This window comes from Streptomyces sp. NPDC030799 (assembly GCF_055572255.1).
Window position 1 is genome coordinate 1 of the sequence record NZ_JBVIDS010000015.1, and the last position, 16,911, is coordinate 16,911.

The 16,911-nt window shown below is 73.9% G+C and carries 14 protein-coding genes; 4 read left to right on the forward strand and 10 right to left on the reverse strand.

Features of this window, described 5'->3' with window-relative positions:
* Positions 1-97 precede the first annotated feature (97 nt).
* Positions 98-634 carry a MarR family winged helix-turn-helix transcriptional regulator gene (locus tag ACZ41I_RS32230; RefSeq protein WP_363217697.1) on the reverse strand — a complete coding sequence of 179 codons (537 nt, stop codon included), beginning with the start codon at positions 632-634 and terminating at the stop codon, positions 98-100.
* 101 nt (positions 635-735) lie between these two features.
* Between ACZ41I_RS32230 and ACZ41I_RS32235 the strand changes: the two genes are divergently transcribed.
* From ACZ41I_RS32235 to ACZ41I_RS32250, 4 genes are read left to right on the forward strand one after another with little or no spacing between them, the layout of a single operon-like run.
* Positions 736-1,542: an SDR family oxidoreductase gene (locus ACZ41I_RS32235; RefSeq protein ID WP_363217696.1), complete on the forward strand. Its 807-nt coding sequence runs from the start codon at positions 736-738 to the stop codon at positions 1,540-1,542.
* Between the two features lie 23 nt (positions 1,543-1,565).
* On the forward strand, positions 1,566-2,033 hold the full coding sequence (locus tag ACZ41I_RS32240) for a hypothetical protein (RefSeq protein ID WP_363217695.1): 468 nt from the start codon (positions 1,566-1,568) through the stop codon (positions 2,031-2,033).
* Positions 2,030-3,541, forward strand: a complete 1,512-nt coding sequence (locus tag ACZ41I_RS32245; RefSeq protein WP_468515713.1) for a multicopper oxidase family protein — start codon at positions 2,030-2,032, stop codon at positions 3,539-3,541. The genes ACZ41I_RS32240 and ACZ41I_RS32245 overlap by 4 nt, the downstream gene beginning before the upstream one ends.
* 43 nt (positions 3,542-3,584) lie before the next feature.
* Positions 3,585-4,034, forward strand: a complete 450-nt coding sequence (locus tag ACZ41I_RS32250; protein WP_468515714.1) for a hypothetical protein — start codon at positions 3,585-3,587, stop codon at positions 4,032-4,034.
* 75 nt (positions 4,035-4,109) lie between these two features.
* Here the strand turns inward: ACZ41I_RS32250 and ACZ41I_RS32255 are convergent, their stop codons facing one another.
* From ACZ41I_RS32255 to ACZ41I_RS32295, 9 genes are read right to left on the reverse strand one after another with little or no spacing between them, the layout of a single operon-like run.
* The gene (locus tag ACZ41I_RS32255; protein ID WP_468515715.1) at positions 4,110-4,937 is read right to left on the reverse strand and encodes an SDR family oxidoreductase; all 828 of its coding nucleotides are present in this window, start codon (positions 4,935-4,937) and stop codon (positions 4,110-4,112) included.
* A gap of 40 nt (positions 4,938-4,977) precedes the next feature.
* Positions 4,978-6,522, reverse strand: a complete 1,545-nt coding sequence (locus tag ACZ41I_RS32260; protein WP_468515716.1) for a TRAFAC clade GTPase domain-containing protein — start codon at positions 6,520-6,522, stop codon at positions 4,978-4,980.
* A 7-nt stretch (positions 6,523-6,529) separates the two neighbouring features.
* On the reverse strand, positions 6,530-8,989 hold the full coding sequence (locus ACZ41I_RS32265) for a GTPase-associated protein 1-related protein (RefSeq protein ID WP_468515717.1): 2,460 nt from the start codon (positions 8,987-8,989) through the stop codon (positions 6,530-6,532).
* Entirely contained in the window at positions 8,986-10,173 is a 1,188-nt protein-coding gene (locus tag ACZ41I_RS32270; RefSeq protein WP_399766730.1) for a TRAFAC clade GTPase domain-containing protein, read from the reverse strand. The genes ACZ41I_RS32265 and ACZ41I_RS32270 overlap by 4 nt, the downstream gene beginning before the upstream one ends.
* Positions 10,174-11,757, reverse strand: a complete 1,584-nt coding sequence (locus ACZ41I_RS32275; protein ID WP_468515718.1) for an Hsp70 family protein — start codon at positions 11,755-11,757, stop codon at positions 10,174-10,176.
* A 4-nt stretch (positions 11,758-11,761) separates the two neighbouring features.
* Positions 11,762-13,801, reverse strand: a complete 2,040-nt coding sequence (locus ACZ41I_RS32280; protein WP_468515719.1) for an AAA family ATPase — start codon at positions 13,799-13,801, stop codon at positions 11,762-11,764.
* Positions 13,798-15,207 (reverse strand): hypothetical protein, encoded by a 1,410-nt coding sequence (locus ACZ41I_RS32285; RefSeq protein WP_468515720.1) that lies wholly within the window; start codon positions 15,205-15,207, stop codon positions 13,798-13,800. The genes ACZ41I_RS32280 and ACZ41I_RS32285 overlap by 4 nt, the downstream gene beginning before the upstream one ends.
* A complete protein-coding gene (locus ACZ41I_RS32290; protein WP_468515721.1) occupies positions 15,204-15,848 on the reverse strand; it encodes a 4Fe-4S single cluster domain-containing protein in 645 nt (214 codons plus the stop codon). Before ACZ41I_RS32290 ends, ACZ41I_RS32285 begins: the two co-directional genes overlap by 4 nt.
* 13 nt (positions 15,849-15,861) lie before the next feature.
* The gene (locus ACZ41I_RS32295) at positions 15,862-16,911 is read right to left on the reverse strand and encodes a protein kinase domain-containing protein (RefSeq protein ID WP_468515722.1); all 1,050 of its coding nucleotides are present in this window, start codon (positions 16,909-16,911) and stop codon (positions 15,862-15,864) included.

Here is a 16,911-nt window from a genome sequence, read left to right on the forward strand (position 1 = left end):
TCAACGCCCACAAGGCGGGCACCATCAAGGGCCTGACCGCCGAGGTCGGCGCCTCCCTCACCTCCGGCGCCCCGATCTGCGAGATCAAGGACTGAGCTCAGCGCCTCCCGCTCCCGCTCCCGGGCGCGGGCCCCTCCAGGGCGAGGAGGAGTGTCTTGAGGTCACGGTTGAGGCGGCGCTGGGTGTCCCCGTCGAGCGAGGCCAGGGCCTGCGACTCGGTCCTGGTCTTGGTCAGGAAGACATCCAGCGCCCGCTTCTCGCCCTCGGGCGTCAGACAGACCAGGACCTGGCGGCGGTCCTCGGGAACGACCTCCCGGCGTACCCAGCCCTTTCGCTCCAGCGCGGCCACACGCTTGGTGACCGCTCCCGTGGTGAGCTGCATGCTGTCCTGCAGCACACCCGCCGTGACCTGGTACGGCGGCCCGGAGCGCCGCAGCGAGGCCAGCAGTTCCAGCTCCCACGGCTCGATGCCGAAGGCGGAGAGCTCTCGCCGCAGGTGTGTCTCCAGATGGTGCGCGACGCGCTGCAGGCGCATGCACAGCTCCTTGGAGGTGAGGTCCGCGACCGGCGAGACCTGGGCCACCTGTCTCATGATCGCTTCGATCCGGTCGGCCGGTTGCTGGGGGTCCGTCATGGGTCTAGTCTAGCGACGCGTAGTTATCTTCCTGGTCGTTAAATGACTGGTGATAAGTACGCGACCGACGACGGCAATGCGTGAATGAGGTGCTGGCAGCGATGACGGACACGGGAACCGCAACGAGGCCGCTTGAGGGCAAGGTCGCACTGGTGACGGGGGGAAGCCGCGGGATCGGGGCGGCCACCTCCCTCGCGCTCGCCGACCAGGGCGCCGATGTGGTGCTCACCTACCGCAGCTCGCTGGACGAGGCCACGTCCGTCGCCCAGGCCTGCGAGGCCAAGGGCGTCAAGGCCACCGTCCTCCAGGCGGACCTGGACGACCCGGCGTGCCCGCAGGCCCTGGTCTCCGCGGTGAGCGAAACGGTGCCGCAGCTCGACGTCGTGGTCAGCAATGCCTGCGCCTCCTACCCGCGCAAGCCGCTGCCCCAGCTGGACCCGGACGCGCTCGGCGCCAAGGTCCGCGCCGACGTCGTCCTGCTGCACCACCTCGCCACCGCCTTCGTGCCCCCGATGCGGGAGCGCGGATTCGGCCGCCTGGTGGTCATCTCCAGTGGCTCCTCCTGGGGCCCGACCGCGCCCGGACTGGCCGCCCACGGAGTGACCAAGGCCGCTCTGGAGGCATATGTCCGCTACGCCGCCGACGAGCTCGGCGGCCCGGGCGTCACCATCAACGGCCTCGCGCTGGGCTTCGTGCAGACCCAGGCGAGCGCGGCGGTGCCGCAGCCGGCCCGCGAGGCGCTGGCCCGGGCCACCCCGGCCGGTCGCCTGGGCACCCCGCAGGACATCGCCGGTGCGGTGACCCTGCTCACCCAGCCCACCGCGGAGTGGATCAACGGCACCACCATCCCCGTCACCGGTGGCCTCAACTACCCGCTGAACCTCTTCCGGGTCAGCGGCGGCCACTGACCCGGGCACCACGGACGCGAACCATGCCGCAGACGTCCACCGCCCCGCCCGAGGCGGGCAACCGGGACGACCGCCCGCCGGCCCGCTGGGCCCACCGGGTGGTCATCCCGCTCCGTGCCGTGTCCCTCGCCTTCACCGTCGACACCGTGATCCAGGCCGTGCTCGCCGGCCAGTTCGTCAACGGCGACGTCGGACTGCTGTCCGTCCACGAACTCAACGCGCGCGTCCTCACCTTCATGCTCGTGGCGGCGACCGTGCTGGCCACAGTGGCCTGGCGGGCCCGGGCCGCGCGGGTCTGGCCGGCCGTCCTCGGGGCCGTTCTGATCCTGCTGGTGGTCCTGGAGCAGCTGGCCGGCTACCAGCGGGCGCTCGCCGTGCACATCCCGCTCGGCGTCGCGATCACCGGCGGTGCCGCCATGCTGGCGGTCTGGGCCTTCACCCTCACCCGCCCGGTGCGGGAGCTCAAGTCGCTCCGGGAGGGCCGGCGGTGACCGCGCGGTTCTCCCGCCGCGGCCTCCTCGGACTGGCGGCGGGCGGGGCCGCCGCGGCGGCCGTGGGCGGTCTCACCGGCTGCGGGACGGACGACGGGACGACGGGGGCGCAGCTGCGCAGCGAACTCCCGCTGCCGCGGCCGTTCACCGTGCCGCTGACCCTTCCCGACGAGGCGTCACCACTGCCGCGGGCCAAGGCCGGCCCCGACGCCGGGTACGACGTGTACCGGGTGACGCAGCGCCCCGCCGAGCTGGAGATCCTGCCCGGAGTGCGCACCCCCGTCTGGTCCTACGGCGGGTCCTTCCCCGGCCCGACCTTCCGTGGCCGCTCCGGGCGCCCGGTCCGGCTGCGGATCGACAACGCCCTTCCCCGCCCGACCTCCACGCATCTGCACGGCGGGGTCACTCCCCCCTCCTCGGACGGCTATCCGACGGACCTGCTGCACCCCTCCTCGGGAGCGCGCGCCTACACCTATCCGCTCCGGCAGCGCGCCGCGACGCTCTGGTACCACGACCACCGCATGGACTTCAGCGGTCCGCAGGTCTGGCGCGGGCTCGCCGGGTTCTTCCTGGTGCACGACGAGGAGGAGGACGCGCTGCCGCTGCCGAGGGGCGAGCGCGAGCTTCCGCTGCTGCTGGCCGACCGGTCCTTCGCCGCCGATGGCTCGTTCCGCTACCCGTCGACGGACCCCACCCTGAGCCACACCCCCGGCGTCGAGTCGGCGTACATGGACGGGGTGCTCGGCGATGTGCAGCTGGTCAACGGCCGGCCGTGGCCGTACCGGGAGGTCACCGCCACCCGCTACCGGCTGCGCCTGCTCAACGGCTCCAACGCCCGCCGCTACCGGCTGGCCCTGCGCGCCTCGAACGGCCGCTCGCTGCCCTTCGTCCAGATCGGCAGCGACCAAGGGCTGCTCGCCCGTCCGCAGACGCTGGAAACACTCACCCTCACCCCCGGCGAGCGCTTCGACGTGGTGGTCGACTTCTCCGCCTGCTCCGCAGGGACCGAGGTCACCCTCGTCAACGCCCTCGCCGACGGGCCGATGCGGAACGTGCTGCGCTTCCGCGTCACCGGCCCGGCCCGCGACGACAGCACGATCCCCACCCGGCTGTCGTCCTTCCGGCCGCTGACCACCGCACAGTCCGTGGCGACCCGGCACTTCGACTTCCGGCTGGCCACGGACGGCATGTGGACCATCAACGGCCGCCCCTTCGACCCCGGCGGGGTCTGGGCCGAACCGCGTCTGGGCACCGTCGAACTCTGGCGGCTGACCAGCGACTTCCACCACCCCGTCCATCTGCACCTGGCGCACTTCCAGGTGGTGTCCCGAGCGGGCGGCCCACCCGAGCCGAAGGACCGCGGCTGGAAGGACACGGTGGATGTGCGTCCGTACGAGGTGGTCGAGATCCTGGCCCGCTTCGACGGCCACCGCGGGCGCTACATGCTGCACTGCCACAACCTGGAGCACGAGGACATGGCGATGATGGCCAACTTCCTCGTGCGCTGATGGGACCCGACAACCCAACATCTAGGACGAGGAGTCAGAGACGATGACCGCAGGGACATTGCCGAGGATTCTGGGTCTGGGTACGGCCGCCGGCGCGCTGGCGCTCGCCGTGGCCGTTCCGCAGACCGCGGTGGCCGACACCACGTACTCCGTCTCACCCGTGGGCACCTGGGCGGTGGTCACCACCGAGGACCGCGGCCCCCAGGACGGCTCCATCACCTTCAACCCGGACCACACCCTGGAGCTGAGGGCGCACAACGGCCCCGACGGGCAGCCGGTGTTCATCGGCCACGGCACCTGGCGGACCACCGCAACCGACGGGCTGGACTACGCGTTCAGCCACACCATCCCGGGCACCCCCAGCGGCACCGCCTACGTCGCGCTCCACGGCACCTACGGCGCCACCTCCTTCTCCGCCGCCGGGACGACGGTGCGCGACTACGACAACGGCACCGTGCAGACGGTCGGCATCACCATGACCGGGACCCGCTGAGCACCTCGCTCGAAGTCCGCTGCACCACCGGCCGGGAGCGCCACCGCCCCCGGCCGGTTCCCGTGCAGCGACCCGTCATACGAAGTCGGCGGCGTGGCGGGCCGCCCACTGCGCATACCGCGTCGGCGGCCGGCCCGTCACCCGCTCCACGGTGTCCAGCACCGGGGACTCGGCGTCCACCAGGGACGCGTAGAGGCTGAGCGAGCCGTCCACGATCTCGGCCGGGGCGTGCTTGGTCCACTCCGCCCGGGCCTGCTCGGGGCTCTGCTCCTCGAAGCGCAGCTCACGCCCCAGGACCTCGCCCAGGATCCGCACCCGCTCGACCGGCGTCAGCGCCTGCGGCCCGCTCAGTTCGAGGGTCGCGCCGGTGTGCGCGTCGTCGAGCAGCGCGCGGGTGGCGACCGCGGCGATGTCGCGCTCGTCGATGGGGCTGGTCACCGCGCGCGCGAAGGGGGCGCGGACGACACCGTCACCGCGTACGGCGGGGGCCCAGCGCAGATCGTTCACCATGAAGGCGCCCGGCCGCAGCACGGTCCACGGCAGCCCCGAGGCCCGCACGGCCCGCTCGCACTCCGCGTGCGCCCGCCCCAGCGGGCCCGCCTCCTCGGAGCCCACCGCGGAGGCCGACAGCAGCACCACCCGCTCGGCACCTGCCTTCTTCGCCGCCCGCAGAAACCCGTCCAGGCCTCCGGGCGCCGGAAAGAGGAACAGTCCCTGCACGCCCTCCAGGGCGCTGCCGGCCGACTCCGGCCGCTGGAGGTCACCCGCGACCACCTCGACGCCGTCGGGCAGTCCGGCGGTCTCGGGCCGGCGGCTGAGCGCCCGGACCCGCGCACCGGCGTCCAGCAGCAGCTCGACCACCTGGCGACCCACGTTGCCGGTTGCCCCGGTCACTAAGAACATTGCAACTCCGTTCCTGGAGAACATCAGCGGACCAACAGCATCACTCGCGCAGGCACCACTCCACCAAAGCCCGGATGCTGGGGTCCACCCGGCCCTCCCCGTCCGCGACCGCCGCCGTGCAGAAGAAGCGGACCTCGCCGAACTCCAGGTCCATCGTCTTCACCAGGTTGCGCAGCCCCAGCCGCTCGCACAGCCACGCCCGGGTCGTGCCGCTGTCGTCCGGGCGGTCGGGCAGCAGGGCGGGCCGGCCGGACAGGAGGTCCCTCTTGCTGACGGCGACGGCGAGGCGGGCCTTGTCGAGGCGGGTGCCCATGGTGCGTACGGTCTGTACCGAGCGCGCGAAGACGTCCTCCGGGTCGACCGTCGAAGCCAGGGTGCGGTCCACCTTCGGGGCCGCCGGGTCGAGGCGGGTCCAGAACGCGTCGACGGCCATCGGGTCGAGGACGAAGAGGAAGGTGCGGGCCTCGCGGATGTAGCGCAGCGCGTCGGTCTCCTCGCGGTTGACGAAGCGCTCGCCGGCCGTGTCGAAAATGTGCACCAGCCGCTCCGCGCGGCCGCTGCCGAGCACGAACGAATGGGCTCGGGGCAGCGTCTTCTGGGTGGGGCGGGTGTGGCCCTGGATCTCCAGGACCTCGTTCAGCACCCGCTGGTTGGCACTCGACTCGGGGTCCGCGAGCCGGATCGCCGGCCCGCCGTTCTCCGCCGCCGTCTCCAGCGACTTCACCATCGCCGCCATCAGCTGGGTCTTGCCCGCGGCCCGGCCGCCGACCAGCGGCAGGACCAGCTCGGGCATGTGCCCGGCGTCCGGGTTCATCGGCTTGCCGCAGTGCTCGTGCACGCAGTGGCCGTTCAGCCGGGCGTCCCTGCTCATCAGCATCAGCAGCGTCGGTATCCGCTCGCCGCAGGCGCACCGGCGCCGGAAGAGACCGAAGGTGCCCGGGCGGATGTCGGCGTGCCGGCGCCGGCAGGTCCCGCGGGGGCAGTCGTACGCCGGATAGGGGACGCGTTCGAAGCAGCTCGGGCACAGCATGCCCCGGGGCAGCCCGCGCAGGACCATCACCGCACGGTCGGTGGCCCGCAGGGTGAGGGCGGTGAGCCGGGCGCCGCCCGTCAGCAGGGCCACGCCGAGCGCCTGCACACCGAGGAGCGCCCCCAGCACCGGTACCGCGGCGCCGGCACCGATGCCGAGGCCCAGGTAGAGGGTCAGGCCGTACGGGACCGAGGCGGCCCGGTGCACGGAGGGGGCGGTGAACTGGCGGGCGGTCACCCGGCGGTAGGCGTCGGTGACCGTACGGACGTACAACCGCCGTCCTTGTGTGACCAGTTGGCGGAGATCACGGGTGGCGGGGCCGAAGAAGTAGTTGCGGTGGGCCAGTTCGTCGGCGGGGCGATACGGCGGGACGGTCACGAACTCGGGGGTGCGCAGGCGCAGTACGCCGTTGAGCAACTGGCAGTACCGCCAGAGAAGTTCGCTGACCAGGGCGGCCCCGCGCAGTGCCGCGATCGCCGGGGCGACGAGCAGGTAGAGCAGGAGCAGGACCAGGCAGGCCGCGGGGATGATGACGAAGAGCAGGATGTCGTCCATCGTCGGCTCACCCCTTTTCCGGTCGGGGGCCGTCAGGGGACCGCCGCGGGGTGAGCTTGCGGCTCCACTTCCTCATGCGGCCCACACGGTTCTCGGCGCACTCCTGATAGGCGTCGGCGAGCCGCACGTCGTAGGGGCGGAGCGCGCGGGCCAGGCGGTCCAGGTCCTCCGACCGCCAGTGGTGGGCGGTGTGCAGGCGCAGCGTGTCGACGATCTCCACGTGTGCCTGTGGCAGCACGCCCCGTTCGGCGTTGACCGCGATCACCCCGGTGACATGGCTGAACAGCACCTCGTCCAGACGTCCCGAGGTCACCGCGGCCCGCTGTACGGCGCGCAGATAGCCGTCGGCGAGCGAGAAGCCGAACTCGCCGATCTCCGTGCGCAGCCGGCCCGGGTCGGCGGGCAGCCGGAGCATGGCGGGGAGCAGCCGGTGGTGCTTCAGGGCGCGGGGCGCCGCCCAGGCGTCGATCTGCGGGATCCTGAACGTGCGGGCGAGCGCGGTGGCCTCGGTGGCCTCGCGCAGGGCCGCGTCCAGCCGGAGGGTGGTCCGCACGCACTCCTGGGTGACCGCCCGCAGCCAGGCGAAGCGGCCGGGTGCGGTGAGGGTGTCGCACAGCACCAGGCAGGCCCGCAGTGCCTGCTCGTCCCGGACCTCCTGTTTCACCGCGCGGTCGAACCACTCGCCGACCGCCTCGTCCACCGGCCGGTCCGACGGCAGCCGGCGGGCGATCTCGGTCGCCTCCTCGTACGTCCACGCAGGCGACGGCTGCCGCCACAGGCCCCGCAGCAGCTCCGCGTCCGGCGAGGCCTGGCCGCGCACCTGAAGGATCCTGAACAGCAGGTCGACCGTGCGGGCGGGCTCCCGCTCGGCCTGTGCCCGCCAGTAGTGCTCCAGGAGGCGGGGCCGACCGTCGAGGTCCCGCTCGTCCAGCAACCGGGCCGGGAACTGGGCGAACAACTGCTCCTGACCGCCGCCCCGCTCGTCCAGCACCTCCTGCACCGCTGCCGACAGGGCGGCCCTGAACTCCGGAAGGGTGTGGAGGAGACGGGCGGCATCCTCGCGCAGGCCGGGGCCCGCGCCGGAGGAGCCGAGCAGGGCGCGGCCCAGTTCCAGGCTCTGGGCCGCGAGCAGCTCCGGCGGCGGGGCGAGCCGCGCGCCCACCGCCCACAGCAGCAGCCGTACCCGCTGACGGCTGGTGGCGGCCTCGCCGAGCAGCCGCTGCCACAGGGCGGTGGCCCGCTCCCGCTCGGCGGGATGCGTGATCGGCACCGGGCCGGGCGCGTTCTCCACGCAGTTCATGTACGCGCGGACCCGGGACTGGTGGAGCTTGCCCTCCAGCTCCTGGTGCAGCACCGTGTCGCCGCCCGCCTCGGCGGCCGCGCTCAGCGCCGCGAGCTGCTCGTCGTCCAGGTCCCGGTGCTTGTGGTGGATGTCCGCCGCCACCGTCGCCCGGCGCGGCCCGAGATGACCCGCGCCGGGCAGCCAGTCGATCACCGCGCGGACGTCGGCGTCGGTCAGCTCGATGCCGCCCGCCGCCGCGGCCGCCGCCACCGGGGCGTGCCAGTCGCCCAGGGCCCGCTCCTGGCCGTGCGTGTACTCGGCCGTCCAGGACCACACCGAGCGGATGGACCCGACCCCGATCCGGGTCAGCAGCCGTACCAGATGGTGGGTGGGCACCACCTCGGGGAAGCGGCCGGCGCAGAAGTCGAAGACGGTGTACGACTCCTCGTCGTCGGGGCCGAAGTCGGGGTGCGCCCCGGGCACCGTGCCGATCAGGTGCAGCCGGCTGCGGGCGGGACGGAAGAGGTAGGTGGCGAAGGACAGGGTGCGGGCCAGCGCGGGGGGCAGCAGATAGCAGACGGTCGCGAACCAGTGGGCGATCCGGTCCGTCGTCTCGTCGATCACCACCACCGAGCCGTCCTCCGCGAGCGCCGCGAACACCGCCGCCAGCAGGGCCGGCAGCTGCTCGGCGTGCGGGTGCGCGCGCAGGAAGGCGCGCGCCGCGCGGGGGGACAGCGGGCCGCGTGGCAGGGGTGCGGGCAGCTCGGGAAGCTCGGTCGTATCGGCGACCCGTGCGGTCCACAGCGGGGAGTCCCACAGCTCGATCGCGAGCAGCCCGCCGCTGTCCGGCGTGAACTCGCCCTCGGTGTACAGGGCGTGGGCGAAGTAGTTGCCGAAGCGGCGCGCCGAGTCCCGGCCGACGTAGCGCACGCACAGTGTCGTGGCGCCGCCCGCCCGGTCCGGGGTGTGGCAGAGGTTCACCGGGCAGCGGGCCAGCAGCTCGGGGGTGTCCGACTCGGCCAGGGCACGGGGTGGTTCGTACCCGGCCAGGCCCTCCACCCGGTGCCGGGTCTCCGCCGAGACCCGCTCGCTCACCGCGTTGAACTGGAAGCCGGAGGAACCGCTGAGCCCGTGCTCGCAGGAGGTGTAGTAGAGCTGCTGGAAGCTCCTCGTCCCCCTCGTCATCCGCGGCCCGCCTTCGGTACCGAACCGAACTCGCTCAGCAGCCACAGCAGCGGGTCCGCGACCCGGTAGGGCTGGATGCCGGTGTCGGCGACCCGGGACTCGGGCGTGGCGCTGTTGCCCAGCGCGGAGACTCCGAAGTAGCGGTAGCGGGCGAAGGTGTTCTCCAGGGACTGGTCGATGGGCACGCCGTCCCACTCCTTGAGCAGCTGGCGTACCTCCTCGTGGACGCTGAGGCTGTCGCCGACGTCGAAACGGCCGCGCGCGGGTGCGTGCGACCGCAGCGGGCTGCCGTTCTCCATCAGATGCCAGAACGCGTCCATCTTGGAGAAGACCACCGCGATCGGGGTGTGGACCTTCGCCGCCCTGCCGCCCTGCGCGGCCAGCAGCATGCTGCTCACCCGGCTCAGCACGTTGATCGGCGGATCGATGCCGTCCGCGTGGGGCAGTGCCGTGCCGGGTGCCGCGCTGTCCCGGGCGCCCGGCATCTGCAGCGGGTCGAGCAGCAGGATGATGCCGTCCGCGTTGGTCAGGTAACGGGTGTTGAGCTCCACGCTCTCCCGGCTGTTGAAGTCCTCGCCCGCCGTGTCGAAGAACGACAGCACGGTGTGCTGCGGCCGCTCCCCGAACAGTCCCTTGCGGCGCAGCCCGAACCGGAACACCAGCGGTTCGACCCGGTTGGCGTTGGTCGTCGCGGTCTGCGTGGGCGGGAACATCTGCCGGTCGCGGTAGAGCCGGTCCTCGTACTCCGAGCTGTAGCGGCGCATGGTGGTGTCGTCCAGGCCCATCAGGGAGGCGCCGTAGGCCTCGCCGACCTGGTTGCGCATCTCGTGCAGCAGCACGGTCATGTAGATCGTCTTGCCGGAGGACCGCGCGCCCACCATCGCGATCAGCCGGTTCTCCACCATCCCGAACTGCACCGGCAGCTCGACGTGACAGACCGGGCAGATGCGGTACGTCGTCTCGCCGTCGCAGTCGGGGCACACCGCCGTCGACCTGCGGCCGTCGGCGCCGAAGTCCGGACCCACGTCGTGGCTGGGGCGCTTGCCGAAGCGTTCGTCGAGGACCGGGTCGCGGCGGCGCGGGCACTGCTTGCGGGTGCGGCTGAGCCGGCTGTTGCAGCGGAACCGGATCTCCCGCGGGGCGAAGGTCTCGTAGCAGTAGGGGCAGGTGAGTCGTCTGGCCATTCAGGTCACTCGCAGCCGGTGCAGCGCCGTGGGGCGGATGTCGATGTCGCGTTCTTGGTCGGGGCCGGGGCCGGAGTCGGGGCCGTCCGCCGGGAAGCAGACGAGCCAGGAGGGGCCCTTGGTGCCGGGGAGCGGGAACTCCACGGTGAGGGGGGTGCCGGCGGGCAGGCGCTGGGCGGGGACCTCGTGCAGGACGGTGCCCTCGGCCGTGCTGGTGGGCCGGTAGCGGCCGAGGCCGTGGACGATCCGCAGGGCGGGCAGGTCACAGCCGGTGCGGGCGGTGAAGGTGACGGTCGCAACGCGGGCGCCGGTGAGGCGGCGGCGTACGGAGGGTTCGTACTCGACGATGGGGGGTTCGGCCGGGATACGGAGCGAGGCCGCGCCCTCGGTGTCGACGGCGGGGTCGGGGACCAGCGCCTCGACGGTGAGCGTGACCGCGCCCCGGCCGACGGGCAGGTCCAGGCCGCCGTCGTGTTCGTAGACCCGGCGCCGGCAGTGGATGTCGCCGTCGCGGGGGCCGTCGCCGGCCGCGGTCGCGTCCTCACGGCGCCAGCGGACGCGAGCGGTGAGGGCGGAGTCGGGCCAGGCCCACAGGACGAGGAGGTGGTCGTCCCGGCGGATGTACTGGAGCTGGGTCACCGGGACGGAGCGGAGGGTGGGGGACGGGCCCGGGTGCGGGTGAGTCCCGGGGTGTGGCTCCGGCTCCGGCTCCGGTTCTGGTTCTGGTTCTGGTTCGGGTGTGGGGAGGGGCGGGGTGGTTGCGGGGGGTGGTTCGCGGCGGGGCGGTGGGGGCTCCTCGCGGCCACGCGGCGGAGGCGCACATGTGTCGGCCTCGCGCCCCTGCGGGGCGCCTTTTGGTTCGGGATCCGCTACGGGAGCGGGCCAGGACTGCGGTTCCGGGTCCTCCAACGGCGGAGGGAAGTCGGTCCTCGTCGGTGCCGGGCCCGTGGCTATGCGGAGGAGGCCGAAGTCCTCCAACAGCAGGAGGCCGTGCACGACGGCCAGTTCGGGGGTGGTGCAGCGGACCGTCACGCCCTGGGCCCCGGGGAGGTTCTCGATGTCCTCGCGGCGGGCCGGCGTGGCGTACAGGTCGCCGGAGAGGAGTACGGCGTCCGGGGTCGCCTCGGACAGTTCCCGGGCTGTCGCCGTACGGGCGTGGTCGTCCGCCAACTCCTCGGTGCGCGTGGTGAGGACGCGTACCGTCAGGTCCGGGGTGACGGCCAGGACCGTCAGCTCCACCGTTGCCCCGGACTGGTTCACCACCAGGACCGTGCGGTGCACGCCCTCGTCGATCGCGCCGTAGTGCAGGGCCACCGCGACCGGTTCCGGGACGATCCTGTGGACGCGGAGGCCGGCGTCCTCGGCGGCGCGGCGGAGCCGGGCCTCGGCCTCGCGGCCGGCGGCTGCGGGCAGGGCGAGGACCGCCTCCTCACCCGTGGCTCCGTCGAGGAGCGCGGCCAGTGCGGCGGCGGGGTCGGCCACTCCGTCCGTTCCGGCCAGGTCCGCCACCGTCACGGTGGGGCGGCCCTGCGGGCCGGGCCGGCCGGCGCGGGCGACGCGGTGGCCGATGTCGATGCCGAGCATGAGTTCAGCCGTTCCCTTCCTCGGTCCTGACCCACGGGGTGCCGTCGGTGGCGGTGCCGAGCCGGATCCGGCTGCCCGGGGCGGGGCGGTGCGCCAGGAAGTGTGCGACCACGGCCGCCCGCAGCCGCTCCAGTTCGTTGCGGATCTGGCGGCCGCCGTAGGCCTGGTGTTCCGGGTCGCTCATCCGCCCGGTGATCCAGGGGTGCAGGCTGCCCGTGTCGGGGACCAGCTCGACCTGGTGGCGTTCGCGGACGGACTCGGTGAGCTGGCCCAGCAGCCGGTCGGCGATCTTCACGATGTGCTCGCGGCGCAGCATGTCGAAGACGACCACGCCCGGCTTGAGGCGACCGTAGATCTCCGGGCGGCCGATCGCCCGGAACTTCTCCTCCACGGCCCGGGTGAAGTGCGCCTCCAGGGCGGAGTACGGCACTTCTTCGCCGCCCTCGGACAGCAGACCCTGGACCGCCTCCGCGCCCGTGTTGGAGGTGAAGATGATCAGGCACTGGGAGAAGTACGCGGTCTGGCCGCGGCCGTCGGTGAGCCGTCCGTCCTCCAGGATCTGGAGGAACTTGTCCAGTACCCGCGGGTGCGCCTTCTCGATCTCGTCGAAGAGGAGCACGCTGAACGGCCGCTCCTGGACCCGGCGGGTCAGCTCGCCGCCCTGTTCGTGGCCGATGTAGCCGGGCGGGGCGCCCGCGAGCCGCTCGGCCGCGTGTTCCTGCTGGTACTCGCTCATGTCGAAGCGGGCGTACGCGCTCTGGTCGCCGAACATCAACTCCGCGACCGCCTTGGCGAGTTCGGTCTTGCCGACGCCTGTCGGGCCGACGAAGAAGAACGCGCCCCGGGGGCGTGCCGTACCGGAGCCGCCGAAGTCGACGCCCACGAAGGCCGCCTGCAGCGCGGCGGCCACCGCGTCGACGGCCTTGGACTGGCCGACCACCCGGGCGCCCAGGACGCCGGCGGCGCGGGCGACGGTCTCCCGGTCCAGCTGGGTCCACGGGTCGACGCTCACGTTGAGCCGGTGCAGTTCCAGGAGCTTGTCCGGCTTCTGCAGGGGCGCGTCGCGCAGCCAGGAGGTCCGGGCGAGCGCGTCGATGTCCCAGCCGGACATGCCGTCGGTCGCGCCGACCAGGGCCTCGATGTCGTGGCGTGCGGCGTCCGGGGCGCCGTTGAAGTCGCCGCGCAGCCAGGTCAGCCACAGGCGGCGCTCGCTCGGATCCGGTGGGCCGATGTGCAGGGTGGCGATCCGGGGGTCCTCCAGGTGGAACCAGCCGGGCAGCCGGCCGACGTCGCCCACCGCGCACAGGACGGCGTTGCGGGCGTGCGGCGGCCTGCCCGACAGGGCCGAGCGGGGGGTCACGGCGTCCGTCATCGCCGCGCGCAGGCGCAGATAGCCGGCGTTCGATTCCGGCTGGCCGGGCGGGAGGTGGTGGTCGACGTCCTGGAAGACGAAGGCCGTGGCCGTGTCGGGGGAGGCGGTGATCCGGTGCACGGTGGCGACCACGTCGTCGAAGGCGCGCGGGGGGCCGGCCGCGCGGGGGGAGAGCAGGCCCGACCGGTCCCGGTCGCGTTCGGCGGCGCGCTGGGCGCGCGGGCGGGACCGGTCTTCGCCCGGGCCCGCGCCCCGGTCCGCGCTCCGGTCCTCACCGCGGTTCTCACCCCGGTTCTGACGCCGGTTCTCGCCCCGGTCCTGCCACGGGCGGGGCTCTCCTCGGTCACCGTTTCCGCCGGCCGTGCGCGGCCGGTTCGCCTCCAGCCGGGCGAAGCGCTCCGCGTGCCCCGGCAGCGGGAAGGTGAGCCCGGCCACCGGGTCCCACCAGCCCACCACATCGGCGCCGCGCACTTCCAGCACCCCGGCGACCAGCTCCCGGAAGGAGACGGGCCGGTCCTCGAACCACCAGCGGTCCCGGATCTGCCCGTTGAGGATCACCTGCCGGCCGCGCCGCAGCTCCCAGCCGAGGGACACCGCCCACAGGGGCATCATGCCGTCGGCGGTGACGGGTCCCGTACCGTCCTCCCCCTTGGTGAAGTCGGCCGTGCTCACGGGGTCGTCCACCTCCAGGAGGCCTCGCGGGGCAGCGGCTCGGCACGCCGGCCCGGCGGTTTGCCGTCCCAGGTGAGCTCGCCCGCCACGAAGCCGTCGTCGCCGCCCAGCGCCTCGTGCACGCGCTCCAGCAGCGCCTCGGTGGTGTCGCACACCGGCTCGTCCTGCGGGGCGTGCAGCGTCACGTCCGGCTCGCCCTCCACGTGGTAGACGAGGACGGGCGTGCCGTCGTCCTCGGTGGCGACCGTGGTCTCGTACGCCGCCCCGGTCGGCCGCGTGAAGTGCAGCCGGAAGCTGCCGCCCCGGTCCTCACCGCCCTCGAAGGCGAACCCCTCGCCGGTCATGGCGTCCCGGAGGGCCTCCACCAGGTCCCGGCGCCGCTGGTAGGCCAGCTCCAGTTCGTCCAGCCGGCGCTCGGCGTCGGGGAGCCGGTCCTCCAGACCGGCGACCGCCTCCAGGGCCTCGGCCGCCGAGCGCGCGGTCAGCGCGTCGGTGACGGCACGCAGGGCGTCCCCGATCTCGCCGGCGAGGTCCGGGTCGCCGAGATCGACGGCGGTGTCCACCACGTCCTGAGCGGCCGGGCGTACGACGCCGAGCCGCTCGGCGGCCTCCGCCAGGGCCAGCTCCACAGCCGCCTCGGCCGCCTCGGCACGCTCGCGCCCGGCCACCTCGGCCGACTCGCGTTCCTGTTCCGCGAGGGCCTGCCGCCCGGCTGCTTCCCGCGCCTCCGCGATCGTCGCCGCATGCCGGGCGAGGGCGTGTTCGACCGTGCCGAGCAGGGCCTCGAACCGGACCTCCTGGCCCGGTCCGGTGGCCGTGCGCAGCCGGCCGAGCAGATCGGTGCAGCGGCGGTGGCCGTCCGCGTCGAGGGTGGCGCCGTCCGGCCCGGCGGCGGCGAGCCGGTGCTCCAGGCCGGCCAGGACGGCGGCGCGGTCGTCCGTACGGCCCCCGGAGGCCGCCGGGCGCAGGCTCACGGCCCGGCCGCGCAGTTCCTCCACCGCGTTCCCGAGCTGCTCCCCACGGGCGGCCCGTTCCCGCAGCGCGGCCAGCTGCCGCTCCAGGGACCCGATGCCCGACCGGTCCCCGGACCGCTGGGCCTCGGCGATCAGCTCCCGTACCTCTTCGAGACCGCGCTCGTCGGCCCGGGTCTGGTCCGCCTGCGCACGGGCCACCCGGGCGCTGCGCTCGGCCGTGCGCCGGGCCGCCGCCTCGGCTTCCTTGCGGGCGATCTCGGCGCGGGCGCGCTCCCGCCGGGCGGCCGCCTCCTGGGCCAGCCGGGCCCGCTCGGCGGCCCGCCGGCGCTCCCGGGCCCGGCGCTCCTCGGCCCGGCGCCGGCGCTCCGCCGCCTCCCGCTGGGCGTACAGCGCGCCGACGCGGACGCTGCTGTACTTCGGTGATCCGCTCATCGTCCCCTCCGTGCCTCGGTGTGCAGCACGAACCCCCGCGCCGCGAGCCGTTCCTCAAGTCCCTCCCGGAATCCCGGGGTGGGCGGCACCCCGGCCCAGGAGAGGGATCCGTCGGCGTCCGCCGACAGTTCGATCCCGGCCGTCGTGTCCGGCTCGGCCAGGGCCCGCAGGTACCGGTCGGTGAGCGGGATCAGCCGCTGGTTGTCCGAGCCGCGCCAGCGCAGGCTGCCGTGCCGTGCCGCGCGGTACGGCCCGTCGACCAGCAGGTCCAGCCGTTCCAGCAGAGCCAGCCGGTCCGGGCCGCCGCGCCGCAGTGCCTCGTGGCGGAAGCCGGAGTACGCCATCGCGCCGAAGTCCGGGCGCCGCTCCCGCACGGCGTCGAGCAGGGCGGCCAGCGCCCCGGCCTGGCTGAACGGCTCACCGCCGGAGAACGTGACGCCCTCGATGCCGTCCAGCCGGCACAGCCAGTCGGCGAGATCGGCGACCGTGCGGCTGGTGCCGCCCTCGAAGGGCAGGGTCTCGGCGGCCACGCAGCCCCGGCAGCGCAGCGGGCAGCCCTGGACCCACAGGACCGCGCGGGTGCCGGGGCCGAGGACCGTGCAGCTGTCCAGCGTCCGGGCGACGGACAGGTGGGTGGTCACATGTCCTCCCTGGTCATACGTCCTCCCGCGGCGGGCCGGGGTGGCTTTCGGCGTCCCGTTCGGCCAGGTCGCACCACGGGCACCAGGGCCGTTCCACGGTGTGGAGGTGGCGGGCGTTCACCGTGCACACCTTCAGCCGGCCCGGCGCCAGCTCGGCCGCGAGCGCCTGGGCCCACTCGGCCGCCGTCGGCCGGCGCGCCTTCCCGAACGCCGTGCGGAACAGCTCCGCGAGCCGTCTCGGCAGCAGGTCGGCGGGCGGCGCGGTGCGGGGCAGCAGCACCGACGTACGGTCGACGATCCGGCAGCGGCCGTGCAGCACGTTGTCGTCGTACGACAGATAGTCGGCGCCGTCCGCCGGGTGGCCGGCGAAGGGGTGCAGACCGGCCATCAGGAGCTGGTGGGCCAGCACGGCCAGGGCGAAATCGTCGGACGCGGTGTCCGGTGGCGTGCCGGCGGGGGCGCCGATCCGCTCGGGGGCCGTGTAGCCGGGGGTGCGCATCCGGCCCGGGAACACCTCGCGGCCGTCCGTGAACTGCCAGGAGTCGACGTCCGCCATACCGACCCGGCCGGTGTCGTCGACCCAGAGGTTGTCGGGCTTCAGGTCGCCCACCACATAGCCCTCGGCGTGCAGTTCGCCCAGCAGCCGGGCGAGGGCGAGGGCGGCGCGCAGGGCGGTCGCCCAGGTCGCCCGGGGCAGGAACGCCCGCCGGGCGGAGGGGGTGAGGAGGTGGTTGAACGGCTGGTAGGCGTGCCGCATGTCGGTCATCACATATCCGTCGACGCGGTCCGCCCCGGTGCGGTGGGCCGCGTGCACCGCGACCAGCGGCCAGGCCAGCCGGACGGGCGTGCCGGAGAGCAGGCCGACGGTGCGCGGTTCGCGGCGCTGGCGCACCAGGCGGGCCACGCGGCGCCGGTAGGCCTCGGGGTCGGGCGGGTCCGGGACGAGCTTCGCGACGAGGGGCCGGGCGTCGTCGACGCCGTACACGAATCCCTCCGAGCCGCTGCCGATCTGCTCGGTGAGCCGCCATGTGTGTCCGGTGCCGGACACCACGGTCAGTCCCAC

Bases quoted from the DNA above. Each gene is read 5' to 3' on its own strand.
- ACZ41I_RS32230 (WP_363217697.1), bottom strand. From the start codon at position 634: ATGACGGACCCCCAGCAACCGGCCGACCGGATCGAAGCGATCATGAGA.
- ACZ41I_RS32235 (WP_363217696.1), top strand. From the start codon at position 736: ATGACGGACACGGGAACCGCAACGAGGCCGCTTGAGGGCAAGGTCGCA.
- ACZ41I_RS32240 (WP_363217695.1), top strand. From the start codon at position 1,566: ATGCCGCAGACGTCCACCGCCCCGCCCGAGGCGGGCAACCGGGACGAC.
- ACZ41I_RS32250 (WP_468515714.1), top strand. From the start codon at position 3,585: ATGACCGCAGGGACATTGCCGAGGATTCTGGGTCTGGGTACGGCCGCC.
- ACZ41I_RS32255 (WP_468515715.1), bottom strand. From the start codon at position 4,937: ATGTTCTTAGTGACCGGGGCAACCGGCAACGTGGGTCGCCAGGTGGTC.
- ACZ41I_RS32260 (WP_468515716.1), bottom strand. From the start codon at position 6,522: ATGGACGACATCCTGCTCTTCGTCATCATCCCCGCGGCCTGCCTGGTC.
- ACZ41I_RS32265 (WP_468515717.1), bottom strand. From the start codon at position 8,989: ATGACGAGGGGGACGAGGAGCTTCCAGCAGCTCTACTACACCTCCTGC.
- ACZ41I_RS32270 (WP_399766730.1), bottom strand. From the start codon at position 10,173: ATGGCCAGACGACTCACCTGCCCCTACTGCTACGAGACCTTCGCCCCG.
- ACZ41I_RS32275 (WP_468515718.1), bottom strand. From the start codon at position 11,757: ATGCTCGGCATCGACATCGGCCACCGCGTCGCCCGCGCCGGCCGGCCC.
- ACZ41I_RS32285 (WP_468515720.1), bottom strand. From the start codon at position 15,207: ATGAGCGGATCACCGAAGTACAGCAGCGTCCGCGTCGGCGCGCTGTAC.